A 24,695-nucleotide genomic window follows, 5' to 3' on the forward strand; every position below is an offset into this window, starting at 1 on the left:
TCGGTCTGGGTATCCTCGTCTTTACCAGGTATTGGATCGGTTTGCGTTCCTTGATTGCTGACAGCAATAGTGTCATCACCTACTCCAGTATCAACGGCTGAGGTATCATCTGTTTGGCTGTCTTCATCAGTCTTGGCTGACTGGCTGGTCTGAGTATTATGATTGCTGGCATCAACGGTGTCATCGCCTACCCCAGTGTCAATGGTTGATGTGTTCTTTGTTTGAGTACCATCATCGGTCTTTTCCGATTGATCGGTCTGGGTGTCCTCATCCTTACCAAGGATAGGGTCTGTCTGTGTCCCTTGATCACTATCATCAATAGTGTCATCACCGACTCCGGTATCAACGGTTGAAGTATCATCCGTTTGGCTGCCTTCATCAATCTTAGCTGATTGATCGGTCTGGGTATCCTCGTCTTTACCAGGTATTGGATCGGTTTGCGTTCCTTGATCACTACTGCCAATAGAGTCGTCGCCTGCCCCAGTATCGGCAGTTGATGACTCACCCGTTTGATTACCCTCGTCCTTACCAGGTGTAGGGCCTTTTTGTGCTTCTTGATTATTATCGTCAATGGTATCATCACCCACTCCAATATCAACAGTTGAAGTATCATCCGTTTGACTACCTTCGTCCGTCTTGGTTGACTGATCAGTTTGAGTGCCTTCATTCTGGCCAGGTGTTGGATCAGTTTGCGTTTTCTCATCATTTATTGCTGGAAGATCGGTCTGGGTACCCTCACTGATTCCGGGCACCGGGTCAGCTTGATTGCCTTCATCCTTCGAAGGGGCCGTACTGTCTTTTTTAGTCGTCTTGTGGTAATCCACCTCAATAGTTGGCAGTTCTTTGTCTATTTGGTCAGCGGCTAGCTGAAGTGAGCCAATCTTAGCTAGCGATGAGTCATAACCATCGACCAGCGGTAACGCCAGCTCCTCAAATGGACTAATCTGCCATTCCCCATAGTGCTCCTGGCCATCGATAGTTGATACGTCACGGATAGCATGGGCTCGTTGAGTAATCACCTGGTCTCCCGTTGGCAGGTGCAGGATGATTTTTCGACTGAGCTCTTTTTGCTCTCGATGGCTGGCAGGATTGCTGCGTTGAACTAAAAACATGAAAAGAATGCTATTGCTGGTGCAACGTAGCGTTGAAGGCAGCTGATCCTTGCTCACATATTCCCAGCCTTGCGGAGGCGCTGGAAGTTCAAAAGTGGTGAGCGGCTTTCCATCAGTATTTTGAATTGTCAAAAGGCGACTCTCTTTGGGAAGCGTGCTCCCATCAATTGAAATGAATTTGACGATGGCCCGCATACTATCTTTCTTCGGTCCCTTATTGTAGATGATGTTTTCCACCTCATCGGCTGACTTCGGCGTAACCAGCTTAGGCAGGACTTCCTGCAGATTAGGATGATACCCTTCAAAATATGGCGCAAAATAAGCCTGCCAAATTGGCGTAGCCCCCTTAATGAGCTTGCCGTCATGGTTAAACTGAAAGTGGGCCACCTGCTTAATGGTATGTTTTTCATTAGTCAAAGGATCGACATAGTTAATTGTACGGGTAACCTCTTTAGTATTAATTTGCTCATCTACATGGTCCGAGACGGCTAGGTGGGATGATGGCGGATTGGTGTTCTCATCAGCCAAAACGTTTCCTGATGAAAGGGACAGCAGGACGGTTGCTGACAAGAGCCCGATCAGTGACGAGCAGTACTGATAGCGTGATAATTTCATATTCATTTTCTCCTTTACTATGACCTTCACTAGATATATACGAGCAAAAGAAAAAATCACGCGAAAAAAGCCGCTGCTAACGGGCAATAGTTGCCCGCTAACAGCGGCAAAACCTTTTTATAATGAGTGAATAACCTTTTCGATATCGTCAACGATTTGCTTAGGGGTTAAGTGGTACCATTCATCCATGACTTCCAACGGTACATTGTCTGCAAATTCCCGTGGAGCACCAAAGTTAAGGACTTTCATATCAGATGGGCCATAATAACGGGCAATATTTTCACCAAAACCGCCACGCAGGATACCATCTTCTAAGGTAACCACCACGTCATGGTTCTCTGCTAGGTGGTGCAGGTCATGCTGGTCAATGGCAGTGACCGACTTAGGGTTAATCAAAGTGGCGTCAATGTTAAGCTTGCTCTTCAATTGTTTACGAACTTCTTCGCCCAGTTGCCAAAAATCCCCTACAGCCATAATAGCAACTTCGCTTCCCCGGTGGACTACGTCATAGTTGATAGTACTGTAGTCGTCCTGGTTTGGTTGACCATGAAGCAACGGCTTTTCAGGTTGACGAATAACTACTGGCTGGTCGGTTTGCTTAATCGCCCACCGCAACATCGAGATCATCTCTTCAACATTGGTTGGCGCCAGGTATTCGATGTTTGGCAAATCACTGATCATGGAAATATCGAACGAACCCTGGTGAGTTGCTGAAGTGTTGGCAATCGTGCCGCCACGAACAATCATTACTACTGGTGAATCGTTGAGAGCCATGTCGTGGATTAGCTGGTCATATGCCCGTTGCAGGAAGGTACTGCTTTGGAAAACCACTGGGCGGGCACCTGCAGAGGCCATAGCTACCGCAGTGGTGATTGAGTCCTGTTCGGCAATACCAACATCAAAGTACCGGTCGGGGTGCTTCTCTTGGAACTCTTTCAGCCCAAAGACACCCGGGATAGCGGCATTAATGGCAACCACCGGTGCACCGGCATTGACCTGCCGATCCAGTTCCGCCATAACGGCCTCATTGTAGCCGTTGACTGCCGGGTGCTTATCTTCACCGGTCTTGAGATCAAACGGGTCACGCCAATGGTATTCCATCTTGTGTTCCTCGGCTGGTGCAAAGCCCTTGCCTTTTTGAGTATTAACGTGGAGGACGATCGGGTGATCAATATCCTTAACGTCACGAAAGGCATCAATCATCATTTGGAGGTCATTGCCATCGGCAACGTAACGGTAATCCAGTCCCATGAACTTGAAAATGTTGTTTAATGACTTCCCATTGCTATCGCGCAATTCCTTAAGACCCTGGTACAAGCCGCCCTGGTCCTGGTCAATTGCCATCTGGTTGTCGTTGACCACGATGATTAGGTTAGAGTGCAGCTTAGCAGCGTTGTTCAGCCCCTCAAATGCCAGGCCGCCGCTTAAGGAACCGTCACCGATGACGGCAACAATGTTGTTATGCTTTTCTGGCCGTAACAGGTCTCGAGCCTGGGCCATCCCCACTGCCAGGGAAATCGAGGTCGAGGTATGCCCAATTTCAAAGAAATCGTGGACACTTTCTTCAGGAGAGGTATAGCCCGTGATGTCTTCATAGTGGTCCGGATCCAAGAAGCCAAGCTTCCGCCCCGTCAACATCTTATGGGCATAGGATTGGTGGGAAACATCCCAAATCACCTTATCGTGTGGTGAATTAAAGACGTAGTGGTAGGCAAGCGTCAGTTCCATGACCCCCAAGTTGGGGCCAACGTGGCCACCAATTGCGGCGTCTCGTTCCAGCACCAGTTGCCGCATTTCCGTTGCCAATTTCTTCAACTCATCCAAGGACATCCGCTTGATGTCACTCGGTTCATTTACATCATTTAAGAGGTAATCAGGATGCAGATTCATCTAATACCCACTCCTTTAAGCTAAAATTTTGTCTATATTTTTTTGAAGCTTTGCTGTTTTCTAATTTACATTTTAACACTACTTAGCAAGGTTAAGGAAATCATTTAGTAATCAAATTGACGGCCAGTGGTTTTCTGGGATAACATTAAGAAGATTATGCATGAAGGACCGAAAAAAATGATAATAGATAATAGCAATGCGGCGATTGATAAACTTTCACCGTTCAAACAATTAACGCCGGAACAGGAAAACCTGGTCGAAGATATTCTGGACTTCACGGCGCACCATCTTAAGGGTGATTATCCGGCAACCTACACCATTGTTGGGGATGCTGGTACCGGCAAGAGTGTGGTCCTCTCCCAGCTCTTTGATCGCTTGCAAAGAGCCGCCCGCAAGGACCCGGCTTCTCCCTTTTATCACACTACCAACTACTTTCTAGTCAACCACCCAGAGATCCTCAAGGTCTATCGTGAGATTGCGGGACACCTCCCGGAACTGTACAAGAAAGATTTCGCGCGGCCAACCTCGTTGATCAACCAGCTCGACAAAAAGCAGGAAACAATCGATGTGGCCATTATTGACGAGGCCCACCTACTCCTGTCCAAGCCCGATCACTACAATAATTTCTATCACGATAATCAATTGGTTGAAATCATTAAGCGGGCCAAGGTAGTCGTGATTGTTTTTGACCAATACCAAGTGCTACGGATGAAGAGCCTCTGGACCCCGGAACGCCTGCACCAGATCACAGGGCAGTACCCGCACAAGGAATACCACCTCACAAAGATGTTTCGGATGAATGCCACCCAGCAGCTAGTCGACTGGTTCAACACCTTCACCAACGATTACCGGCTGGCCTCATTACCGCGAAACGCCCGCGAGCACTATGATTTTCGGATCTATGATGACGCCGAGGAGATGCGACAGGCAATTGTCCGCCGGAATAACGAGGTCGGCCTTTCACGAATTCTCTCGACTTCCGGTTACCCGTCCACTCTCGATGGCGGCAAGCACTACATTAGAGAGGGACGCTTCAAAATGCCCTGGGACCAATACAACTATACGGTAACCCCGTGGGCGGAGCTTCCGCAGACGATTGATGAAGTGGGCTCGATTTATACCTGTCAGGGATTTGACCTCAACTACACTGGAATCATCCTCGGGCCGCCGATCAGCCAGATCCCTAATACTCAACGCCTGCAAATCAATTTGGACCGTTATACCGACACCGAGGCTTTCAAGAAGCGGGCCGACCTTACCGACCCGCAAGAGATTACCAGTCTGGAGAAACGAATGATCATGAACTCGCTCAACGTTCTCTTTAAGCGTGGTGTCTATGGAACCTACATCTATGCTCACGATCCCCTGCTGCGTCAAACTCTCTGCCGGTTATTCACTGCCGCCGGTCTCCATCTGCCGAAGGAAGGTAATTGATTTATGGAAAAAAAGCACCTTAACAAAACTCTTTTGATCATCGGGGCCTTTCTAGTATCCTTGGTGGTTATCTACTTCATCTATCGTGACTACCGCCCAGAGATTAACCTGTTGCTTCATTATAATTCGCATAATCAGATGGTCCTGTTGCATTTGATCCGCAGCCACGGCCTGTCAACAATGCTGCTACTGTTGCTGTTGATTGGCATCTTCAATGCAATCCCTGGGATGTCAAATTCCGTCATCTGTATCTTCGCCGGGCTTTGCTACGGTCCTTGGATCGGCTTTTTGATCAACTGGCTCGGCAACATCATCGGTAACTGTGCCGTAATGAGCTTAATCCGTGAAGTGGACATCTCCAAACGGACCAAGAAGTCCAAATTATTGTCTTACCTATTGCACCAGAAGCATCCCCTCGTTGGGTTGACTATTGGATACATGATTCCAATCATTCCCAGCGCTCTGGTTAACTATGCGGGAGCCCGACTAAATCTGACCCGTTCGCGCTTCTTGACCATGGTGGCGATCGGGATGGCGCCGACCTCTTTCATCTACGCCTTTGGTGGGGATGCCATCTTCCGGGGTGACGGCAAACGAATCATAATTGCAGTGATTGCCATCGTCATTATCCTGCTCGGCTACCTGCTCGTCCGCAAGCTGATTTCAAATGCCCACCTCGAACATGAGGCGGCCTGATCCATAGCAATAAAATAGCGCTCCTGATGTATCATACATCAGGAGCGCTATTTGTTTATAGAGTTATAAGTTGATTTCCAGCATGATCGGGGTATGGTCACGGCGGGCCCCACTGTCGATCATCGTTGAGCCCTGCAATTTGTCGGCAAGCCGGTCACTGACCAGCCAGTAGTCGATCCGCCAGCCTGAATTATTCTGCTTGCTGGTGATGACCCGTTGTGCCCACCACGAGTACGCGCCGGTCTGATCCGGGTGGAGATAGCGGAAACTGTCTGTAAAGCCAGCTGCCAGAAGCTTAGTGAAGTGTTCACGCTCCTCGTCGGTATAGCCAGCAGAATGGTGGTTGCTCTGGGGATGTGCCAGGTCAATCGGCTCGTGGGCCACGTTGAAGTCTCCGCTGGCAATCACGGGCTTATCCTGATCCAGCTGGTGCAGGTATTGACGGTAACAATCATCCCAGGCCTGCCGCTCGTCCAGCCGTTTAAGACCGTTCCCTGAGTTAGGGGTGTAGACCTCGGTCAGGTAAAACTTCGGGAACTCCAGTGTGATGATCCGGCCCTCATCATCCATCGGTTCCGGTGCACCGATTTGCGGCTGGCTGACCACTGGCTGGTATTCCTTCTTGTAGAGGTACATGGTCCCTGCATATCCCTTCCGCGCCGGCTCAACCGAACTCCGCCAGGCCACGGCATAGTCAGGAAAAAGTTCATTGAGAACCTGTAGGTGCTTTTTAGTGGGGCCATTCTTGGAAAGCTTAGTTTCCTGAATGGCAATGGCGTCCGGATCTTCGGCCGCAATCTTGTGCAGGACATCCCGAGTTTCACCGGCCCGCTTAGAGGTTCCGGTCAAAGCCGCGTTAATTGAATCAATGTTCCATGAGATAAATTTCAAAATCAATTCTCCTTTTCAATATCGCTTTTCTTAATGAAAACCCCATCCGGCGTGGTCATCCCCGTGCGGTTGGCAATCTCCTGGTAAGCCGTGTTCAGGGCTTCGCGGTGGTCGACCCCGACCAGGCGGCAGAAGATCAGCAGGGCAATCTGGAGATCGCCGATGCTATCGACCAGCTTGGCATGGTTCTTTTTGTTGTAGGCACTGGAAAGCTCACCGAGTTCTTCGGCCATCTTCATGAATTCAACCCGGGGGTCGGCTTCATCTACCTTGCGTTCATGCGCCCACTCGGCAATCTTTGGAATTAATTCTTCATAGTTCAACCTTCTCACCTCATCTCACCGCTATTATACGTGATTTCTGTCAAAAGATAAAAGCGGCTTTTTGTTTGCCAAAGATCGCGCGCCTATTCTAAAATTAACGTTAGATTACGCAGAAAGGTGTCTTAAGTAATGAGTAAGCTGCAAGTGTCCCTGCCGAACCAGATTGAGGTCCGGGGTGGTCGTGTCCATAACCTGAAAAACGTCGATGTGGATATTCCCCTTCACAAGTTCGTCGCCATTTCTGGCCTATCCGGTTCAGGGAAGAGTTCACTGGCCATGGGGATCCTCTATGAGGAAGGGTCACGGCGCTACCTGGAGGCCCTCTCCACCTATACCCGGCGGCGTATCAAGCTTGGCGCTCAAGCGGAGGTCACTAGCGTCAAACACATCCCATCGGCTTTAGCCCTCAGGCAACGACCGAGCATCCCCTCCGAGCGGGCAACCGTCGGGACGATGAGCGAACTCTTCAATGTGATTCGCCTGATCTTTTCCCGACTGGGGTCACCCCGCTGTCCCAACGGCCACCAGGTTAACCCCAGCCTAGCGATTGCTGAAGCGATGAGCAGGTCCGACGATGAGATGGGGATGATCACCTGCCCGACTTGTGGGGCAAAGTTTGCTGCCTTCAGTGCCGAGGACTTTGCCTTCAACTCTGCTGGAGCCTGCGAGAAGTGCCAGGGAACGGGAGTGGTTAGAGAAATCGACGAGAGCAAGCTGATCGGGGATGAGAACCTCAGTCTCGCCGACGGAGCGGTTGCATCCTGGCACCTTCCCGGCCGCAATTTCATGCCCAGCGTAGCCGAACAGGCAGGGGTTCGAATCCACGTTCCGTACCGGGAACTGACGGCTAAGGAAAAGGAATTTGTCCTCAATGGTCCTAAGAAGAAATTCAAGATGGACTTCCGTTCCGGAACGGGCCGGGTTTTCCACGACTTCAACGCCCTTTACGAAAACGCCCACGAAGCCGTCTATGAATCAGCCCGCACCAGTAAGAGCGAACGGGCCCAGAAACGAATCAGCGAGTTCTTCCACTACTCCACCTGTCCGGTTTGCCACGGGACCCGCCTCAAGCCGGTCCTGCTCACCCAGCTGGCTGGCAAGCTGAACATTGCCCAGGTCAGTCAACTAACCCTTGGCGACCTTGCCGACTGGAAGAAGGCCGTCCTCAGTGAGCTGCCGGCCGACATGAACAAGATGGCCCGTTCCCTTTTCAAGGAGTTTGACGACAACCTTCGGCCCCTCCTTGAGCTCGGTCTCGACTACCTTACCCTGTCACGGAATGGGAATACCCTCTCGACCGGGGAACTGCAGCGAATCCAATTGGCCCGCACCCTGCGGACACAGACTACCGGTGTCCTCTACATCTTGGATGAACCCTCGATCGGTCTCCACCCCGACAACGTTTCCGGGCTGTTAAACGTCTTTCGTGAGCTGGTCGCTCAGGGCAACTCACTAGTTGTCGTCGACCATAACGTCGACATCATTCGGGCAGCGGATTGGATCATCGAGATCGGCCCCGGTTCCGGTGCTAATGGCGGCCGGATTCTTGACCAGGGAACACCAGCAGAGATCGCCAAGGATCCTGATTCCAAGATTGGCCCCTACCTCAATGGCACGGCCAAACTCTTGGCGCGACCAATTGCGGACCAAACACCCAAACGGCAAATCAGTTTTGAGGTTGCTGACTACTACAATCTCAAGGATATCCACGGCCAGCTACCGGTCAACCGTCTGAGTGCGGTAACGGGTTTCTCGGGTGCTGGCAAGACCAGCTTGATCCTTGACAGCCTGGTACCCGCTATTAAAGATCAGGCGAAGAAAATTGGTCTGCCAAAGCAGGTTAAACAGCTGGCTGCTCCCCTAAAGGAGGTCGTCAGTGTCGACGCGGCCCCGATTGGCAAAACAATGCGGTCGACGGTAGCGACCTACACCAGCATCATGGATAATCTTCGGAAGTTATTTGCGGCTCAGCCCCTTGCTAAGGAAAATCATTACACCCCTAGTTACTTCTCCTACAATAACAAGCAGGGAGCCTGTCCGAACTGCGGCGGCAGTGGGATCGTCACCCTGGACATTCAGTTCCTACCCGACATGCAGCAAACCTGCCCCGTCTGCCACGGCGAACGCTACAATAAGGCCGTCCAGGCAGTCAAGTGGCATGACTATTCAATTGTCGATCTTCTCAACCTCGACGTCCGCGCCGCTTTACCAGTTTTTAAAGACGTGCCAAAGATTGAACGAGAGCTGAAACTGTTGGAAGAAGTTGGTCTAGGCTATCTTCACCTTGGCGAAAGCACCCCAAGCCTATCCGGGGGTGAAGCCCAACGCCTCAAGCTGGTCAAGCACCTGAACCGCAACCAGGCGACGACCCTCTTCGTATTTGATGAGCCCACCATCGGCCTGCATCCCCTAGATGTCAAAATCCTGCTGAGTGTCATGCAACGCCTGCTGGACCGTGGGGCAACCATCATCACGATCACCCACGACCTCAACTTGATTGCCAACGCGGACTACATCTTGGACATGGGACCGCGGGGCGGCAGGAACGGTGGCCAGATTGTAGCAACCGGCCAGCCGCAAGACTTGATCACAAAGCCAACCAGCCTGACCACCAAGTACCTCGCCGAGTATTGGCATCGTTTTAACTAAGTAACTAAAAAAGATCGTCAGTCTAACTGACGGTCTTTTTAAATATTCATCCCAATCCAGGCGGCCAGCAAGCCACCGGCGTAGGAGATCAAGAAATAGGCAGTCAGGCTTCCCCACCGGTGTTCGTCGATCATGGCGATCATTTCCGTGTTGAAGGTTGAGAAGGTGGTATAGCCGCCGAGCAGGCCAACGCCCCAGAAGAGCATTGCTGACCCGGTGGCAGCGAGCCGACCGGTCAATAGACCGAGTGCTAGGGCCCCCGTCAGGTTGATCAGCAGGGTTGCCAGTGGCCAATCAATCTGCCGCTTTTTCCACTGGGTCGTCAGCCAATACCGAAGCAGGGCGCCAAGAGCAGAACCGCAACCAACACTAAGCATGTTGTTCTACCTTCTTTCCTAAGCGACGGGCTAAAAACATTCCGAGCCCCGCCATCACCAGACCGCCACCCATGCTCAGCAATAGGTAAACACTAGCACCCAGCAGACCGTGTTGACCAAGTTTGATAGTGGTTGTCGTAAACGAGGAAAAGGTGGTGAATGACCCGATTAGTCCGGTTCCCAGGCCTGCGTTCAGCCATCCGGCTAAGAGGTCGCGTTCGATCACGTAATAGGTCAGAAACGCCAGCAAGAAGCAGCCTAGCAGGTTGGCAACGAGGACTCCTTGTGCGTCAAAGGCCGTACTTAAGAGATAGCGAAATATCCCGCCAACAAAGCCAAATGCTGCCACACTGATGACATTCTTCAGTTTCATTTCCAAAACTCCCTTAATTAAAATGCCCTTCCATCTTACTACGTCCACTTGGCTTTGCCAATCAGCCGCTTCAGCCTGTATAATAAGGGACAATCAAGAAGATAAGGAAGTAATATCATGAAGATGCGTCGAATTGACCACATTGTACTAACCGTCACTAGCTTGGAGGAGAGCAGCCGCTTCTACCACGAAGTCTTTGACATGCCCATCATTGACTCTCAAACAAATGATGACATCATCACCCTGCGCTGCGGCCATCAGCTGATCCGTCTTCAGCAGGCAGACCGGTCAACCGAGCTTAAGGCCGCTAAGCCTACCATTGGCAGTACGGATCTGTGCCTGGTAGCTGGGGACAAGGTTGAAGACATTCTTCACCACCTGCGGAGCTATTACGTCGATGTGGTGGCCGGGCCGGTTGAAAAGAACGGTTCCGAGGGTGAAATGACGTCAATTTACGTCCACGATCCCGACAACAACCTGATTGAAATTGCGGTCTACAAGAATAAGTAATTTCCAAAGTGCCCGTGGCAAGTTTTACCACGGGCACTTTTCATGTCCTATTTATTCTTATTGCGCCAATTTTTCCAGCGATGACCAAGTTCACTCAGGATCAGGATGATGATCACCACGAGGGCAATCGAATAACCGATTACCCCGAGGCGGAAGATGTGAGGGTGCTGGCTGCTCCCCTCAACGAGGATTGAGGAGCCGAGGATCACTGCGGCCAAGATGATAACGATCAGGAAGCGGTTGGTAATCCGCTCACTCTGTTTGATTAATTGCTCTTGTCCTTTAAGTTTGAAGTTAACCTGAGTGTCCCCATTGGCAATTGTCTCCAGGGTGGCGTTGATCCGATCTGGTAGTTGGGCCGTTTCCTGGGCCGTGGTGACAAGGCTGATCAGCTGGTCGTCCAAACTATCTCGCCACTTGAACTTGCGCTTGAGGTACTGCAGACCGAATGGCCGGGCAACTTTCATCATCGAAATATCGGGATCAAGCCGGGCAACGGTGCTCTCCAAAGTACCAAAAGCCTTGATCAGTAAGGTCACCTCGGGTTTCATCTGCAGGTGGTTCTTTTGGCAGAGCTGGACAATCTGATACACCATCGTCGAGAAGTCAATTTCCCCCACACCCATCGCCAGGTAGGGGCGGATGAAGCTGCCGAGTTCCTTGGTAAATGCTGGTTCGTCTAAGGGGCCCGTTTGGTTGCAGATGGCCAGAACAGTCTGGGAAATGCGGCGAATATTCTTGGTCGTGATGGCCAGAACCACGTTGGCAATCCCGTCCGCCATGGCTGGCGTCAGGGTCCCCATCATTCCAAAGTCCAGGTACACAATTCGGTACGGGGGCAACGGAGTCTCCTGATGATAACTGAGGCTTGTTTTCCCTACTTGAACCTGATGCTGGTGGGAAGCCTTCATTGCCGGTTGCCCCTGAGCTACCGGATCAAGCTCATGGATGAGGATGTTCCCGGGGTGCGGGTCAGCGTGGAAGAAGTGGTCGACGAAGACCTGCTTCATAAAGTTCTTGACGAGGACATTGGCAATGTATTTGCGCTGCGCACGCAGTTCCGGAGTTTCTGGTCCCTTGTAGTTTTCCTTAAAAAGGTGACGGACACTCTTTCCCGCCATCGTTTGGTTAACCAGGATCTGCGGTGCACAATATTTGGAATAGACCTTGGGAACCGTGATAATGTCGTCTCCATTATTGAGACGGTAAAACTCCTCCCCATTGCGGACCTCGTTTAACGTATTGACCTCGCTCAGCAAAGAGCGGCTCAGTTCATCCAAGACCTTATCCAGGTTAACTACGGTCATCTCATTCGGAACATACTTGAGCAGCCGGACCGCCCGTCGCAGCAAGGCAATGTCAGTATTGACCAGTTGGCTGACTGCGGGGTGTTGGACCTTAACCACCACTGGGGTACCATCCTTTAAGGTCGCATGATGGACCTGACCGATCGAAGCCGAGGCAAAGGGCTCCTTATCAAAGCTTGAGAAGACTTCATCAATTGACCGGCCGGTTTGCTCTCTAAATGTCTGCTGCACACTGCTGAAGGGGTCTGCTTTGACCTGGTCCTGGAGCTGGCGCAGCACTTTGACATAGTCCGGTGAGATAAGGTCCGGCCGGGTCGACAGGATCTGCCCCAGTTTGATGAAGGTCGGGCCCAGCTCCTGAAAAGCAGCATAGACCTCCTGGGGATTCTTCTGGTGGTAGAAGTTGCTGAGAAAATGGTGGCAGCGCATCACCTGCATTATCTCGCGCAGACGTTGGCCCTTATTTATTTCAATGTCGGCCTCATTGTTCATGCTGATCATCCTTACTGATTTTGAATATTATCTTTAATTTTACCGCAAAAGAGGCCCCAAAAGAATCAGCAAAAATGTTGGTCACGATATATCAAACTTGATACAATAGTTACGAATAATATTTTATGGAAATAGGTGAGTTTATCAAATATGGCTTCATTATGGTCTTCATATTGGTTTAAGCTAATTGTTATTATTCTGATTTTACTGCTGGCGGCACTGTTTACGCTGCTGGAGTACTCAGTCGTTAAGGTTCGGCCAAGCGAGCTGCAGGAGCTCAAACAGACGCGCAAGGTTAAGCGCGCCGAGCACATGGTCGGTAATCTTAACGAATATCTTTCAACTGCTCAGGTCGGGGTTACGATGACCTCGCTGGTATTAGGGTGGATTGGTGACCAGTTCATCACCGACCTGCTGCTTAAGATCACGGTGGTTCCGGCAACAGTGCGGGAAATCATCTCACCAATTCTCGGTGTGCTGATCTTTACCTTCTTCCACGCCGTCTTCACGGATTTGGTACCAAAGAACATGGCGATCGACCGGCCGGTGCCGATCCTCTTATCGATCGTCCACCCGGTTCAATTCTTCCACACGATCTTCTACCCATTCGTTTGGTTGTTTGCCGTCGTTGCCGCCGGGATCACTAAGATGCTGGGCTACAACGTTCAGCCGGAAGAGGATACCTACTCCCAAAACGAAATCATGACCCTTTCTCAGCAATCTGAAAAGGCCGGGGAAATGGACAAGGAAGACGTGCTCTTCATGCGGCGGGCCTTCCAGATGAACGATAAGGTCGCCGAGGATATCATGATCGACCGGACCCAGCTGTCCGTGATTGATATCAAGGCCACCATCGATGACGCCGCCAAGCTTTACTTCGAGAAGAAGTTTACCCGGTTCCCGGTAGTTGCCAACAACGATAAGGACCACATCCTGGGTTACATCTTCTCCTACGACATCATGCGCCAGAGCCAGATCAATCCGGAACAATCAATCCGGACGATCATGCGGAAGATCCCAATCGTCTACGAGAACGAACCAATCACCAGTGTCCTGCAAGTGATGATGAAGAAGCAGGTGCCGATCGTGGTTGTCCAGGACGAATACGGTGGGACCTCCGGGATCATCACCGATAAGGATATCTACGAAGAGCTTTTCGGGACGGTCGGCGAAGAAATTGATCATGCCACCTCTGATATGATCGAGAAGAAGGAACCTGACAGCAAGGGTAACCCTACCTACGAGGTCTCCGGTAAGATGCCGTTAGACGACTTCGAGCGTTACTTCCACACCAACATCGAGCAATTCGACAATTCAGAAGTAACTACCCTGACCGGTTTCTTTCTGGAACGGCAGTATGATCTGAAGGTTGGACAGCCGATTAGAGTCGAAAACTTCTCCTTCATCCCGCTCGATCTCCAAAATGCCTATGTCAATAAGTTTAAGGTTATCTACATCAAGCCAAAGAAGAAGAAAGAGACGGATGACCAAGGCAAAGATAATAACAAGAAAAAATAACTAAAAAATAGCCCGTTCAGGATTTCCTGAACGGGTTATTTTAGTGCTGACAGTGAGTATCCTCACCCGGAACGCAGTTGCACTGGACGGTTTCGGGTGCCGTTGCCAGTTTCTTACTGAGAGTTTGCTGAAGACGCTTGATGTCGTCTTGGCTCAAGGTTGCCTGATCAACAACATGGTTGAGGGTTTGACCAACACAATGCTCGCAGATGCTATTGAACAGTTCATCCGCAGCCTGGTTCATCGTCGGCTGCTCCGCCACGAGCGGCCGGTAGATGAAGGACCGCCCCTGACGCGTTGTCGTGAGCGCCTCCTTGGCTACCAGGCGGCGCAGCAAAGTCTTGACGGTTGCCGGCTTCCAATCGACTTTACGCTGAAGAATGTTGATAACCTGGTTACTGGTCGTTTCGCCCAGCGTCCAGACAATCCGCATTACCTGCCATTCAGCCGGGGTAATCTCTAATCCTTTCGTCATGTTTCTGCCCCTTTCCGTTGCGATTACAATTGTAATTTTAACATCATTTCATGTTCTTGCAAAGCCGCAAGATAAATTGACTTCCCACTTGAACTTGGTAAACTAATACACGGTAATTTTATGACAAAGGAGTAAACACGAACTAAATGCAAAACAAACGTATTCAGCATGCCCTGATCATCATGGTACTGGGGACTTTCTTCGGAATTCTCTGCTCCACCTTGATGAACATCGCCTTGCCAACCTTCATGCGGGTCTTTGGAATAAGTGAAGCTCATGTCCAATGGGTAATCAACGGCTATATGCTGGTGAATGCCCTGATGATTCCGGTCAGCTCGTACTTGATCAAACGCTTCTCATTTCGTTGGCTCTTTATCTTCTTCTGCGCGGTCTTTTTGGTAGGGACCATCATCGGGGCCGCAGCCCCCAACTTCAACACGGTCGTTATTGCTCGGATGATCCAAGCAATCGGGGCCGGCATGATGATGCCCCTGGTCAACGTTTTGGCCATCCGCTATGCTGATCCCGGTAAGAAAGGGCGGATCATGGGAGTAATCGGGCTTGCCTTCAACTGTGCCCCGATCTTTGGCCCGGTCCTCTCGGGGGTTCTCCTAAACTACCTCTCCTGGCGCTACCTCTTCATCCTGATCCTCCCGTTCCTAGCGATCGTCTTAGTGCTATCATTTATTTTCCTACCCTATATCCCGCATAATGAATCACCACGGTTCAATACAATCGGGTTGGTGACGATCACAATTGGGCTCTGGTCGCTATTGATGGGGCTGTCCAACGTTTCTACCAACCAGTTGGGCTCCTTCAATGTTTGTGGTTACGTACTAATTGGAATCGCCTTCCTAGCGCTATTTTACTTTACTCAGCACCACAGCGACCACCAGCTGATTAACCTGACGATCTTTTCTCATAAACAGTTTGTTCTTGCCACTACCATTAACATGCTGATCACGGCAACGATGTATGGGAACACCATCTTGATCCCCCTCCTGGTCCAGATTGTTCTGGGCAAGAGCACCATTGTCTCCGCAATGACCGTCTTGCCTGGCGCCTGCCTGACGGGCTTGCTTTCAACTACTAGCGGACGCTTCTACGACATTTACCCGATTAGAATCTTGGTCGGGGTAGGCCTGGTCGTTGACATCATCGGTACTCTCGGCCAAGCGATGATCGGGGCCAACAGTTCAGTTTGGATCATCACCCTCTTCCAGACCATCCGCCAGTTTGGCCTGGTAACAATGCTGATCCCGCTGCAGACCCAGGCCCTGTCCCTGCTGCCTAACGAAATCGTGCCCGATGCGGTAGCCAGTTTCAACACCTTTCGCCAAATTGCGGCTTCGTTTGGGACAGCCCTAATCGTAGCCATGGTCGGCATTGTCAATGGCATCATCCATAAGCCCAATTCCCACCTTGGGATTCAGGCTGGTTTCCTGCTTTGCCTGCTCCTGTTGATCATTTCCCTGATCCTCAGCCGTCAGCTTTATCATAAGATCGAACGTCCCGCGCGCTAATTCTAAGGCCACCCGCTAGAATCCGGGTGGCCTTTTTTTCAGCATTCGAATAAAACGTTTTAATGACGAATGAACGGTTGTATAATGATGAAAGGAATATTATATACAGTTCCGGGGTTTTAGAAGCATTTCCCCATTTTGTCCCCTCAAACAAAACGTGCCTTAACTAAACTTATCGCATATCTGCTTGAAGAAGGGATTGAAATAATTGAATATGAAGTATCGTTTGCAGAGCCTTTTCTTTGTTCTGACAGCCTTTCTGCTTGGCTGCAATGAATTTATGGTTGTCGGGGTGATCTCGAATATTGCCAAAAGCTATCACGCCTCATTGTCTACCGTGGGGCTATTGGTCACGGTCTTCGCCGTCACCTACGCAATCTGTACCCCAATATTGACCACAATCACGAGCAAGTACGACCGGTTCAAGGTCCTGATGACCATGCTGGTGATCTTCTGGCTTGGTAATACTATGACAGCACTGGCCCCAAGTCTTCCCTTGCTCTTCATTTCCCGGATCATCACGGCAGCGGTGGCCGGGACGATCATTTCGTTGATCCTGGTCTTTGTCAGCGTGATTGCCCCGCTGGAGAAACGGTCAATGCTGGTGGCCACCGTCTTTGCTGGCTTCAGCACGGCAACTATCATTGGGGTGCCGATCGGAACCACCATCAGCATGCTCTCGTCATGGCACATCAGTTTCCTGGTGATTTCAGTATTGACGATCATCATCGGGGTTGGCTTATACTGGCTGGTGCCGCGGGGAACCAGCCAGGTCACCGGTTCAATCAAAAACCAGCTGCAGCTAATGACTGATCGCCGCATTTGCTTGGGTGTGATTGCGATGATCACGCTGATGGCCGCCGAATACACCTTCTATACGTATATTCGGCCGATCATCACAGACGTCCTCGGGTTCAGTGCCAGTCAGCTCAATTGGCTGTTGGGACTGATCGGGGTAATGTTCATTATCGGCAACACTTGTGCTGGAATCATCTCCAGCCGCTACGGAATAGGGAAGATGCCGGTGATTAGCACCGCTTGCCTGGTCCTTCTGCTGCTGATGGGTAGTGCTTTCCACCTTTCTTGGCTCGGGATCGTCCTGTTGTGCCTGATCTGCTTTGTCTTAGGAATGCCTGGGTCGATCCTTCAGGTGATGTTCCTCAACGTTGCCGAGCGTGATCATCCAGCAGCGATGAGCCTGGCCTCCTCCCTTAATCCGATCTGCACCAACATTGGTGTCTCGGTTGGTTCGCTGGTAGCCGCAATCAGTGTTAGCTTTGTTCCGGTTAGTCAAATCGGCTACGTGGGCGCCCTCTTCGCTCTCGTTGGAGTCATCTGCACGATGATGCTGGTAAAAACAGAAAATTAACGTATAACAAAAGCCGCATTTGCGATATCCCTTAATCAGGGGATTGCAGATGCGGCTTATTTACTAATCATCTTTTCCAGCCAAATAGGCACTAATCTCATCCATCATTACCTGGCCGTACTTCTTGAGTTTGGCCTGACCGACCCCGTTGACTTCCAGAAACTCTGCAGAGGTCTGGGGCTGCAAGCGGGCCATGTCGTGAAGGGTGCGGTCTGAAAAAATCATAAATGGTGGAACCCCCTGATCGGCGGCAAGCTCTCGGCGGCGACCGCGGAGGCGTTCAAACAAGGCGGCCTGCTCAGGAGTCTCCACAATCTTAGTTGCTGCCTTGCTTGGTTGCGGTTCAATCCGGCGTTGGACCTTAGCGTGGCCCGCTAGCACTTGCCAGCCGGCCTGGCTAACCTTGACCACCGGAAACTGGCCGCCTTCAAGTTCGAGAAAGCCGGTAGCGACCAGGTAATCCACTAGGCTTCCGGCTGCTTGCTGAGAAAGTTTGAGTACGCCGTAGTGGTCGAGTCGGTCAGCATGAAGCTGACGGACCCGCTGGTCATGGGAACCTGTCGCCACCTTGGCAACTAGGGACTTGCCGAAACGGCCGTGCAACTCATTGACGGTCGCAATAACTTCTTTTGCGGTGGCGGTGATATCCTCTAGTTGCCGGTCATCGGTACAATTACTGCAATGCCCACAGGGTTCGCAGGTCTGGCCGAAGTATTCGACCAATTGTTGCTGCAAGCAACGCGGATTATTAGCATATTCCGTAACTGCCTGCAGTTTCTCGTATTGAACTTCCCGGTATTGGTCATCGGCAGTTGATTGATCAATGAACCAGCGGTACTGCTGGATGTCGTTGGCATGGTAGAGCATCACCGCCTCGCTTGGCAAGCCATCACGACCGGCCCGTCCAGCTTCCTGGTAATAGGACTCCATGTTCTTGGCGCTGGTGGCGTGCAGGACAAAGCGGACGTTACTCTTATCAATCCCCATTCCAAAAGCATTGGTGGCCACGATCACCGGCACCCGGTCAAATTGGAAGTCGTCTTGCACCTGAGAACGGTCTTCCGGGGACATCCCCGCGTGATACATTGCCGCGTTGATCCCCCGTTCGTTGAGAAAGCTAGTTAAAGATTCCACCCGTTTGCGCGTGTTGGCATAGATGATCCCCGCCTCTTGCTGGTGCGCCGCAAGGTATTTAATAATGTATTGCCTGGTACTGCCCCGCGGATGAGCTACCCGGAAGCTGATATTGGGACGGGCAAAGCTGGTAATGACAAAGCTTTCCCGGGGGATCATCAGCTGTTCTCCAATGTCTGCCTGAACCTGCGGGGTAGCAGTTGCCGTAAGAGCCAGGATAGTCGGGCTCGTTTTGAGCCGTTGAATAGCTGCGTAGAGCTGGCGATAGGCCGGGCGAAAATCATGCCCCCATTGGGAGATACAGTGCGCTTCGTCGATCGCCACGAGGTTGATATTGAGAAAACTCAGCTGGTACTGGAAGTAGTCCATCGCCAGCCGTTCGGGGGTAACGTACAGCAACTTGGTTTCTCCATTATAGGCACTGCGTAAAATCGGGTTGACCTCTTCACGCGGCGTGGTGCTGTTAAGCGCGGCAGCGGCAATTCCGTTTTGACGCAGAGAGTCCACCTGGTCCTTCATCAGGGAAAGTAGGGGCGAGACAACAATTGTCACTCCTGGATTGATCAGTGCCGGAATCTGATAGCACAAAGACTTTCCACCCCCGGTCGGCATGACGGCAAGGGTATTCTGGTGGTTGAGAACCTGGGTGATGACCTGTTCCTGCCCGTCACGAAAATGATCAAAACCAAAGTTAGTGTGTAGGATGTCGATTGGTGTTGCCACGTTATTCCCCTCTCATTTTAAGACTGCTATTAGTTTAATACGGAAAAGGCGGCAGTTGCCATTAATTTCCCTTGTTTATCATACTACATCGCAGTGCCGACGCATAACATCGTGTGAGCTTTCTGGTCGTGCGGTATAATGGTAATCGTTAATTGCGAAAAAGGAGGACAACTATTGAAGTATCTTTTTCTAGTCAACCCCTGTGCCGGTGGTGGCAAGGGCAAACTGGTCTGGCAACAACTCATCCCCCTGCTTACTGATAGTCCGCAGGGCCAATTTGACCACGTCATCAGTCGACATGCTGGACAGCCTCGTGACCTAGCAATGCAGGCGGCCCAGCGTTCCGACCTCGACTGTCTGATCGTGGTAGGCGGCGATGGCACCCTCCACGAAGCCATCACCGGTCTCATAGAGAGCCCGCAGGAAAAGCTACTGCCGGTGGCCTATATTCCTGCGGGAACGGGAAATGATTTTGCCCGGGGCTACGGGATTTCAACTAACCCGGCCCAGGCCCTGCAGCAAATTCTTATCAACCGGCACCCCCATACCATCAATATTGGGCATTATCGGGATTTACGTCGGCAACAAAGCGGGATCTTCATTAACAACTTCGGAATCGGTTTTGATGCTGCAATCGTGCATGCCACCAATAATTCCCGGGCTAAGGACTTCCTTAATCATCACCACCTGGGGACCTTCTCTTACATCTTTAAAGCGCTCCACGTCCTCTTCACCCAGCCGACTTTCTCGGTCTGGGTCCAAGATGGGAAGCAATTGCGAAAGTTCTCCCGGGCCTTTCTCCTGGTAGCCAGCAACCACCCCTACATTGGCGGCGGCATTCGGATTGCCCCGGACCAGCGTGTCGATAAGAAACAATTGGAACTGGTGGTGGTCGAAAAGCGGCATTGGCTCACTCTAATCTGGTCAATGCTGATGTTTGCCAGCGGCCGGCTGACCGCATCTCGTTATGCCTACCTCTTGCACGGCCAACAATTGCGCTACCGAATCTCTCCGGCCCAGTACGGACAGATCGACGGCGTGGAACCCGGCAAACATGCCTTTGACCTTACAATCGATTGCCGTAGTTATCCATTCTGGCAACGACCGCAGAATTTACATCCTTAAAAAAGCCCGGTGACCAATCAGGTTCCCGAGCATTATTTATATATTTAAGCCAAAAAAGGCTGAGTCAACGGTTCCCAGTTCAACCCAGCTTTGATTACATATAAAAGTATTAGTCGTCCCAAACCTTTTTGGCAACGTTGAAGGCAGACCAGGCATTTGGCCAACCCACGTAGAATGCCAGTTGGGTAATCATTTCGGCAATCTCTTCCTTTGTGATGCCGTTCTTCTTAGCTGTCTGCATATGGTATGGCAGCTGTTCAAAGGCACCCTTGGTGATCAGGGCCGTTACCGTCAGGAAGCTCCGGTCACGTGGGCTGAGTTCCTTTTCCCGGGACCAAACCTGGCCAAATAGAACATCGTCGTTTAATTCAGCGAACTTAGGGGCAAAGTCACCCAATTGATCGCGACCTGCAGTTTGCTTCTTTGCCATTTTTATCAGATCCTTTCCTGTTTACTTACCAAGCTGGTCGTAGTAGTCATCGGTTACCTTTTCACACCATTCACTGGTTCCCTTGGTAATCGCAATGTGGGAGAACCAGGAATCCTTGGTGGCACCATGCCAGTGCTTGACCCCTTCGTGAATAGCCACAACGTCACCTGGCTTCAGCAGTTGCGCTGGCTTGCCCTCTTCTTGATACCAGCCTTCACCGGCCGTTACCAGGAGAATTTGGTAGCCATTATGGTGGATGTGCCAATCATTGCGGCAGCCGGGTTCGAAGTTGACGTTGGAAACGTTGACGTCAATGTTGTCATCGGGACTGACCAGTCCATTCAGATAGCTGGTACCGATAAAGTACTTGGCGAAGGCAACGTTCTTGTCACCAAAGCCAAACAAGTCGTTCTTTACTGCTTCTTCATTCTTTGCCATTGTTAAGCACTTCCTTGTCTTATTGATTACCCTTAATATAAGGGATAAAATGTCTAATGTTAAATGCTTATTATAAAGAACCACCTATTCACAATCTGAATTATAGTTTCCGCAACCACGAAGCTAACGTCGGCACCGCAAAATGCGGCGTAGCATGAGTCAGAACGTGGTAGCCGGACGTCACGTGCAGCTTCCCCGCGTGAGCCACAAAGTCTTGCTGGTAATTGCCAGTATCGCTCCACCCGGTACTAAATGGGGCCACAACACCTGAATACCCCTGCAATTGCTTTAAGAGCTGCATGATCGGCGAGGAAAGCTGGCCGTCCCAGACCGGGCCACCGATCAAGATTGCATCGTAGTAGTCCAGCTTTGGCAGCTTGGTGACAATCTGAGGCAATCGCCCACTTGTCCGCTGTCTTTTATAGATCTTGTCAGTAGCGGTCATATCATCAGGGAAGGTCTGGTCGGCGACCTGGATCCGCAAAATGTCGGCATCGGTTAACTGGTGAATTTGACTAGCTACCTTGGCCGTCGTGCCAAACTGTGAATAATATAAAATCAATGCTTGCTTTGCCATTTAGCGCACTTCCTTATTTAGATTAATTGGAGGATCAATTATCATGGATACTCGCGTCATTAAATACTTCCTAGCGGTCGCACAAATCAATAATATCACAAAGGCGGCCAAGCAACTCCACATCACCCAGCCAACGCTCTCCCGCCAGATCATGGACCTGGAAAAAGAACTCGGCGTTACTCTCTTTGACCGCCGGCAGCGGCGAATGGAATTAACCCAGGCAGGGGTCGTCTTCCAACGCCGCGCCACAACCCTGGTTCAGCTGCTCGACCAGACCAAAGATGAGCTCCACAAGCAGAACTACAATGAATTGAGCGGAACCATTAACCTGGAATGTGTCGTTTCCAGCGTTTCGCCCTTTACTATGAACCTCATTGACCAGTTCCAACAACAACATCCAGCGGTGCAATTCAATATCTTTGACGGCGATGGAGACTACCTTCGTCGCCAGCTCGACGAAGCCGCCACGGAACTGGCCTGCCTGCTCGAACCGGTCGAGGCTGCTAAATATAACTTCCTGGTCCTGCCAAGTCGCGAACAGTGGGGCATCATTCTGCGGGCTGACGATTCTCTGGCTCAAAAGCCCTTCTTTACGCGTGAAGACCTCTATAAGCTTCCCCTGATTATCCCCCACCGGAACATCATCCGCGATGAGGTCAGTGATATTCTTAAGCTTGATCAGCGAAAGCTCAACATCCGGGCCAGCAATACCCAGCCAAGCAACGTTATGGAATTAATTCGAACAGGACATTACTACGGATTGGGAATCAAGGGGGTTACTGACGTCTTTCAGGACCCCAAACTGGCCTTTGTGCCATTCTCACCGACAACGACTACTGGCCATGTCCTGGTTTGGAAAAAGAACCGGCAGCTATCCAGTGCAGCAGAACACTTCTTGCAGTTTGTGGCCGACCATTGCCATTAGCATTTTAGAAAACAAAGTTAATCAAGATGATGTAGCTGATGGTCCCCACAATCAGTGAGAGGAACATGCTGCGCCGCCACAGGTGAACAGCCACTGTGATGATACCCGCAATCAAATCAGGAAGGCCGTGGTTTCCTGCCAGCAGGTTAATGTTGCGATAGCAATATACTACCAGCATCCCCATAATGGCTGCTGGCAAAAAGGCCCCGAGTCCCTTGATAAATGGTGCCGGCTCCGGCTCGGCTTTCTTATTATTGGTGAAGATCGCAAACGGCAGCCAGCGCGTGACAAAATTGGTAACAGCCGCAATGGCGATGGTTATTATCTGTTGTAGTAAACTCATGCCTCTTCACCCGCTTTCTGGCAACGGCGGTAAAGAAAGTAGTATTCACCCACCAAGATTAGAAGCGCTGCAACCAAGAAGTAGGTCTTACCGAAGAGCAATAGGCAAACAAGCGTAATTGCTACCCCACTCAGGGAACTGATGTGGTGCTTCTCCTGCATAAATTGCTCAAGCGCCAGGACGATAAATAGGGCTGTCATCACGAAATCGAGGCCTTTGATTTGCAGGTTAAGGGTACTGCCCAAGAAACCGCCGAGAAAGGCACCAAGTACCCAGTAGAAATAATCTAAAAGACTGATCCAAACTTGGATTGTCTGCTTGTCATATCCGGCAGGCACCTTCAAGCTGTAGTTGATGACAAAGGTTTCATCAGTTAATCCAAACAGCAATAAAAACTTTCGCCAGCCGTGCTGGTGGTACTTGGTGAGCATCGAGATGCCATAGAAAAACTGTCGGAAGCCCACCACCGCAGTGATCAGCAGGACGTTGAGCGGATTGAACTGCTGTAGCAGCAAAGTTGCGATGATGAATTCGACTGATCCCCCATAGATCGTCGCCGCCATCAGTGTCGGATACCAGAACGAGAAACCCAAATTGTGCATATACAATCCGTAGCCTAGTCCCAAAATAACGTAGCCTAAAAAGACCGGACTAGAAGCGGTCAGGGCAAAGCGGAAATTTCCCCAATTTTTATTTTTCACTTTTTCAATCCTCCCAATCAAAGTGATAACTTCATTCTATCAGACCACAATAGTCGGCACCAGCTGGGCAAGAAAAAAGCGTCTCGCCCGCTTAGGGTGAGACGCCGATCATCTTCAATTCTAGTTTCCAGTCAACAGAGCGTAGACATAAGAAATTTCGCTTGGCCGGTAAACACCGTGCAATTCGCCGACCTTGGTAAAGCCATTCTTGGTAATCAGGTGCTGCATGATTTTGTTATCCTCATGCGTATCAATCCGGATCGTTTTGATCTCCTTACGGTTCTGCTTGATGTAGTCAATCACATTGGTAAACAATGCTGATGCATAACCCTTGCCAGCGTGGTTAGAGTGGATAGCGACCCGGTGAATAACCACGTACTTGTCAGTATCGATCAGCCAGTCACCTTGCAGTTCGTCGTAGGAGTGGTCTGGTGCTTCGACAATTGACAATGCACCGACCGTCTCATCATCACCTGACTGTACCAGGTAGGCCCAGCCATTATTGATATCTTCCTTGACGTGCTCAACATTTGGGTAGTCCCCCTGCCACTGATCGATCCCCTGGGAAGCCAGTTGGTCGCGACCGTCGCGCAGGATCTCAATAATCTGGTCTAAGTCATTCATCGTTGCTTGCTTAATTTGCATTGGGCTATCATCCCTTCATGGTTAGATTTATGTTTACAATCATTGAAAACAGCTTTGAATAATGTAACACACTTCAATTCTAACTGACAAGCATTTAGTC

Annotated in this window: 24 protein-coding genes; 9 read left to right on the forward strand and 15 right to left on the reverse strand. The window is 50.6% G+C overall.

All coding sequences use genetic code 11. The features are described 5' to 3' along the window. Both ACI31J_RS05635 and ACI31J_RS05640 read right to left on the reverse strand, forming a co-directional pair. On the reverse strand, window positions 1-1,727 hold a 1,727-nt coding region (locus tag ACI31J_RS05635), incomplete at its 3' end, for a mucin-binding protein (protein ID WP_439773460.1). A 117-nt stretch (window positions 1,728-1,844) separates the two neighbouring features. Beyond that, window positions 1,845-3,617 (reverse strand): 1-deoxy-D-xylulose-5-phosphate synthase, encoded by a 1,773-nt coding sequence (locus ACI31J_RS05640; RefSeq protein ID WP_439773461.1) that lies wholly within the window; start codon window positions 3,615-3,617, stop codon window positions 1,845-1,847. Between the two features lie 177 nt (window positions 3,618-3,794). Here ACI31J_RS05640 and ACI31J_RS05645 point away from each other — a divergent pair, with 177 nt between their 5' ends. Together ACI31J_RS05645 and ACI31J_RS05650 are read left to right on the forward strand one after the other, a co-directional pair. Beyond that, window positions 3,795-5,051: a DUF2075 domain-containing protein gene (locus ACI31J_RS05645; protein WP_439773462.1), complete on the forward strand. Its 1,257-nt coding sequence runs from the start codon at window positions 3,795-3,797 to the stop codon at window positions 5,049-5,051. 3 nt (window positions 5,052-5,054) lie between these two features. Beyond that, a complete protein-coding gene (locus ACI31J_RS05650; protein ID WP_439773463.1) occupies window positions 5,055-5,747 on the forward strand; it encodes a TVP38/TMEM64 family protein in 693 nt (230 codons plus the stop codon). A gap of 63 nt (window positions 5,748-5,810) precedes the next feature. On the opposite strand, the gene ACI31J_RS05655 is transcribed toward ACI31J_RS05650, so the two are convergent. Together ACI31J_RS05655 and ACI31J_RS05660 are read right to left on the reverse strand one after the other, a co-directional pair. Beyond that, the gene (locus ACI31J_RS05655) at window positions 5,811-6,638 is read right to left on the reverse strand and encodes an exodeoxyribonuclease III (protein ID WP_439773464.1); all 828 of its coding nucleotides are present in this window, start codon (window positions 6,636-6,638) and stop codon (window positions 5,811-5,813) included. A gap of 2 nt (window positions 6,639-6,640) precedes the next feature. Next, window positions 6,641-6,961 (reverse strand): MazG-like family protein, encoded by a 321-nt coding sequence (locus ACI31J_RS05660; RefSeq protein WP_439773465.1) that lies wholly within the window; start codon window positions 6,959-6,961, stop codon window positions 6,641-6,643. A gap of 129 nt (window positions 6,962-7,090) precedes the next feature. Between ACI31J_RS05660 and ACI31J_RS05665 the strand changes: the two genes are divergently transcribed. After that, window positions 7,091-9,610 (forward strand): ATP-binding cassette domain-containing protein, encoded by a 2,520-nt coding sequence (locus ACI31J_RS05665; RefSeq protein ID WP_439773466.1) that lies wholly within the window; start codon window positions 7,091-7,093, stop codon window positions 9,608-9,610. Between the two features lie 38 nt (window positions 9,611-9,648). Here ACI31J_RS05665 and crcB read toward each other — a convergent pair whose 3' ends face one another. Both crcB and ACI31J_RS05675 read right to left on the reverse strand, forming a co-directional pair. Beyond that, complete coding sequence (crcB, locus tag ACI31J_RS05670; protein ID WP_439773467.1) at window positions 9,649-9,987, reverse strand: fluoride efflux transporter CrcB; 339 nt, start codon at window positions 9,985-9,987, stop codon at window positions 9,649-9,651. After that, window positions 9,980-10,360 (reverse strand): fluoride efflux transporter FluC, encoded by a 381-nt coding sequence (locus ACI31J_RS05675; RefSeq protein ID WP_439773468.1) that lies wholly within the window; start codon window positions 10,358-10,360, stop codon window positions 9,980-9,982. Before ACI31J_RS05675 ends, crcB begins: the two co-directional genes overlap by 8 nt. 117 nt (window positions 10,361-10,477) lie before the next feature. On the opposite strand from ACI31J_RS05675, the gene ACI31J_RS05680 reads away from it, so the two are divergent. Then, on the forward strand, window positions 10,478-10,870 hold the full coding sequence (locus tag ACI31J_RS05680) for a VOC family protein (RefSeq protein ID WP_439773469.1): 393 nt from the start codon (window positions 10,478-10,480) through the stop codon (window positions 10,868-10,870). Between the two features lie 47 nt (window positions 10,871-10,917). Here the strand turns inward: ACI31J_RS05680 and ACI31J_RS05685 are convergent, their stop codons facing one another. Beyond that, window positions 10,918-12,669 carry an ABC1 kinase family protein gene (locus ACI31J_RS05685; RefSeq protein WP_439773470.1) on the reverse strand — a complete coding sequence of 584 codons (1,752 nt, stop codon included), beginning with the start codon at window positions 12,667-12,669 and terminating at the stop codon, window positions 10,918-10,920. Between the two features lie 150 nt (window positions 12,670-12,819). Here ACI31J_RS05685 and ACI31J_RS05690 point away from each other — a divergent pair, with 150 nt between their 5' ends. Beyond that, window positions 12,820-14,187: a hemolysin family protein gene (locus ACI31J_RS05690; protein WP_439773471.1), complete on the forward strand. Its 1,368-nt coding sequence runs from the start codon at window positions 12,820-12,822 to the stop codon at window positions 14,185-14,187. Window positions 14,188-14,227: 40 nt separating this feature from the next. On the opposite strand, the gene ACI31J_RS05695 is transcribed toward ACI31J_RS05690, so the two are convergent. Next, entirely contained in the window at window positions 14,228-14,662 is a 435-nt protein-coding gene (locus ACI31J_RS05695) for a CopY/TcrY family copper transport repressor (protein WP_439773472.1), read from the reverse strand. A 146-nt stretch (window positions 14,663-14,808) separates the two neighbouring features. On the opposite strand from ACI31J_RS05695, the gene ACI31J_RS05700 reads away from it, so the two are divergent. Beyond that, window positions 14,809-16,185 carry a DHA2 family efflux MFS transporter permease subunit gene (locus ACI31J_RS05700; RefSeq protein WP_439773473.1) on the forward strand — a complete coding sequence of 459 codons (1,377 nt, stop codon included), beginning with the start codon at window positions 14,809-14,811 and terminating at the stop codon, window positions 16,183-16,185. 214 nt (window positions 16,186-16,399) lie between these two features. Beyond that, window positions 16,400-17,554, forward strand: coding sequence for an MFS transporter (locus tag ACI31J_RS05705; protein WP_439773488.1), 1,155 nt, complete (start codon window positions 16,400-16,402; stop codon window positions 17,552-17,554). Between the two features lie 63 nt (window positions 17,555-17,617). On the opposite strand, the gene recQ is transcribed toward ACI31J_RS05705, so the two are convergent. Further along, a complete protein-coding gene (recQ, locus tag ACI31J_RS05710; protein WP_439773474.1) occupies window positions 17,618-19,411 on the reverse strand; it encodes a DNA helicase RecQ in 1,794 nt (597 codons plus the stop codon). Window positions 19,412-19,585: 174 nt separating this feature from the next. On the opposite strand from recQ, the gene ACI31J_RS05715 reads away from it, so the two are divergent. Further along, window positions 19,586-20,536, forward strand: a complete 951-nt coding sequence (locus ACI31J_RS05715) for a diacylglycerol/lipid kinase family protein (RefSeq protein WP_439773475.1) — start codon at window positions 19,586-19,588, stop codon at window positions 20,534-20,536. A gap of 109 nt (window positions 20,537-20,645) precedes the next feature. On the opposite strand, the gene ACI31J_RS05720 is transcribed toward ACI31J_RS05715, so the two are convergent. The 3 genes from ACI31J_RS05720 to ACI31J_RS05730 all read right to left on the reverse strand — a co-directional run bounded on the left by ACI31J_RS05720 (window position 20,646) and on the right by ACI31J_RS05730 (window position 21,981). After that, window positions 20,646-20,966, reverse strand: a complete 321-nt coding sequence (locus tag ACI31J_RS05720; RefSeq protein ID WP_182596030.1) for a carboxymuconolactone decarboxylase family protein — start codon at window positions 20,964-20,966, stop codon at window positions 20,646-20,648. Window positions 20,967-20,987: 21 nt separating this feature from the next. Then, window positions 20,988-21,404: a cupin domain-containing protein gene (locus ACI31J_RS05725; RefSeq protein ID WP_439773476.1), complete on the reverse strand. Its 417-nt coding sequence runs from the start codon at window positions 21,402-21,404 to the stop codon at window positions 20,988-20,990. A 100-nt stretch (window positions 21,405-21,504) separates the two neighbouring features. Beyond that, window positions 21,505-21,981 (reverse strand): flavodoxin family protein, encoded by a 477-nt coding sequence (locus tag ACI31J_RS05730; RefSeq protein WP_439773477.1) that lies wholly within the window; start codon window positions 21,979-21,981, stop codon window positions 21,505-21,507. A 43-nt stretch (window positions 21,982-22,024) separates the two neighbouring features. On the opposite strand from ACI31J_RS05730, the gene ACI31J_RS05735 reads away from it, so the two are divergent. Further along, window positions 22,025-22,906, forward strand: coding sequence for a LysR family transcriptional regulator (locus tag ACI31J_RS05735; RefSeq protein WP_439773478.1), 882 nt, complete (start codon window positions 22,025-22,027; stop codon window positions 22,904-22,906). Window positions 22,907-22,910: 4 nt separating this feature from the next. On the opposite strand, the gene ACI31J_RS05740 is transcribed toward ACI31J_RS05735, so the two are convergent. The 3 genes from ACI31J_RS05740 to ACI31J_RS05750 all read right to left on the reverse strand — a co-directional run bounded on the left by ACI31J_RS05740 (window position 22,911) and on the right by ACI31J_RS05750 (window position 24,595). Further along, window positions 22,911-23,249: a branched-chain amino acid transporter permease gene (locus tag ACI31J_RS05740; RefSeq protein ID WP_439773479.1), complete on the reverse strand. Its 339-nt coding sequence runs from the start codon at window positions 23,247-23,249 to the stop codon at window positions 22,911-22,913. Continuing rightward, a complete protein-coding gene (locus ACI31J_RS05745) occupies window positions 23,246-23,950 on the reverse strand; it encodes an AzlC family ABC transporter permease (RefSeq protein ID WP_439773480.1) in 705 nt (234 codons plus the stop codon). Before ACI31J_RS05745 ends, ACI31J_RS05740 begins: the two co-directional genes overlap by 4 nt. A gap of 120 nt (window positions 23,951-24,070) precedes the next feature. Then, the gene (locus tag ACI31J_RS05750) at window positions 24,071-24,595 is read right to left on the reverse strand and encodes a GNAT family N-acetyltransferase (protein WP_439773481.1); all 525 of its coding nucleotides are present in this window, start codon (window positions 24,593-24,595) and stop codon (window positions 24,071-24,073) included. Between the last annotated feature and the right edge of the window lie 100 nt (window positions 24,596-24,695).

It is taken from the genome of Limosilactobacillus sp. (assembly GCF_051873075.1).
GTDB lineage: Bacteria > Bacillota > Bacilli > Lactobacillales > Lactobacillaceae > Limosilactobacillus.

What these genes read in the sequence shown, in the direction of transcription:
- ACI31J_RS05730 (WP_439773477.1), bottom strand. Translation starts at nt 21,981, where the DNA reads ATGGCAAAGCAAGCATTGATTTTATATTATTCACAGTTTGGCACGACG.
- ACI31J_RS05665 (WP_439773466.1), top strand. Translation starts at nt 7,091, where the DNA reads ATGAGTAAGCTGCAAGTGTCCCTGCCGAACCAGATTGAGGTCCGGGGT.
- ACI31J_RS05680 (WP_439773469.1), top strand. Translation starts at nt 10,478, where the DNA reads ATGAAGATGCGTCGAATTGACCACATTGTACTAACCGTCACTAGCTTG.
- ACI31J_RS05725 (WP_439773476.1), bottom strand. Translation starts at nt 21,404, where the DNA reads ATGGCAAAGAATGAAGAAGCAGTAAAGAACGACTTGTTTGGCTTTGGT.
- ACI31J_RS05640 (WP_439773461.1), bottom strand. Translation starts at nt 3,617, where the DNA reads ATGAATCTGCATCCTGATTACCTCTTAAATGATGTAAATGAACCGAGT.
- ACI31J_RS05645 (WP_439773462.1), top strand. Translation starts at nt 3,795, where the DNA reads ATGATAATAGATAATAGCAATGCGGCGATTGATAAACTTTCACCGTTC.
- ACI31J_RS05750 (WP_439773481.1), bottom strand. Translation starts at nt 24,595, where the DNA reads ATGCAAATTAAGCAAGCAACGATGAATGACTTAGACCAGATTATTGAG.
- ACI31J_RS05650 (WP_439773463.1), top strand. Translation starts at nt 5,055, where the DNA reads ATGGAAAAAAAGCACCTTAACAAAACTCTTTTGATCATCGGGGCCTTT.
- ACI31J_RS05695 (WP_439773472.1), bottom strand. Translation starts at nt 14,662, where the DNA reads ATGACGAAAGGATTAGAGATTACCCCGGCTGAATGGCAGGTAATGCGG.
- ACI31J_RS05685 (WP_439773470.1), bottom strand. Translation starts at nt 12,669, where the DNA reads ATGAACAATGAGGCCGACATTGAAATAAATAAGGGCCAACGTCTGCGC.
- ACI31J_RS05690 (WP_439773471.1), top strand. Translation starts at nt 12,820, where the DNA reads ATGGCTTCATTATGGTCTTCATATTGGTTTAAGCTAATTGTTATTATT.
- ACI31J_RS05735 (WP_439773478.1), top strand. Translation starts at nt 22,025, where the DNA reads ATGGATACTCGCGTCATTAAATACTTCCTAGCGGTCGCACAAATCAAT.
- crcB (WP_439773467.1), bottom strand. Translation starts at nt 9,987, where the DNA reads ATGCTTAGTGTTGGTTGCGGTTCTGCTCTTGGCGCCCTGCTTCGGTAT.
- ACI31J_RS05700 (WP_439773473.1), top strand. Translation starts at nt 14,809, where the DNA reads ATGCAAAACAAACGTATTCAGCATGCCCTGATCATCATGGTACTGGGG.
- ACI31J_RS05675 (WP_439773468.1), bottom strand. Translation starts at nt 10,360, where the DNA reads ATGAAACTGAAGAATGTCATCAGTGTGGCAGCATTTGGCTTTGTTGGC.
- ACI31J_RS05720 (WP_182596030.1), bottom strand. Translation starts at nt 20,966, where the DNA reads ATGGCAAAGAAGCAAACTGCAGGTCGCGATCAATTGGGTGACTTTGCC.
- ACI31J_RS05740 (WP_439773479.1), bottom strand. Translation starts at nt 23,249, where the DNA reads ATGAGTTTACTACAACAGATAATAACCATCGCCATTGCGGCTGTTACC.
- ACI31J_RS05705 (WP_439773488.1), top strand. Translation starts at nt 16,400, where the DNA reads ATGAAGTATCGTTTGCAGAGCCTTTTCTTTGTTCTGACAGCCTTTCTG.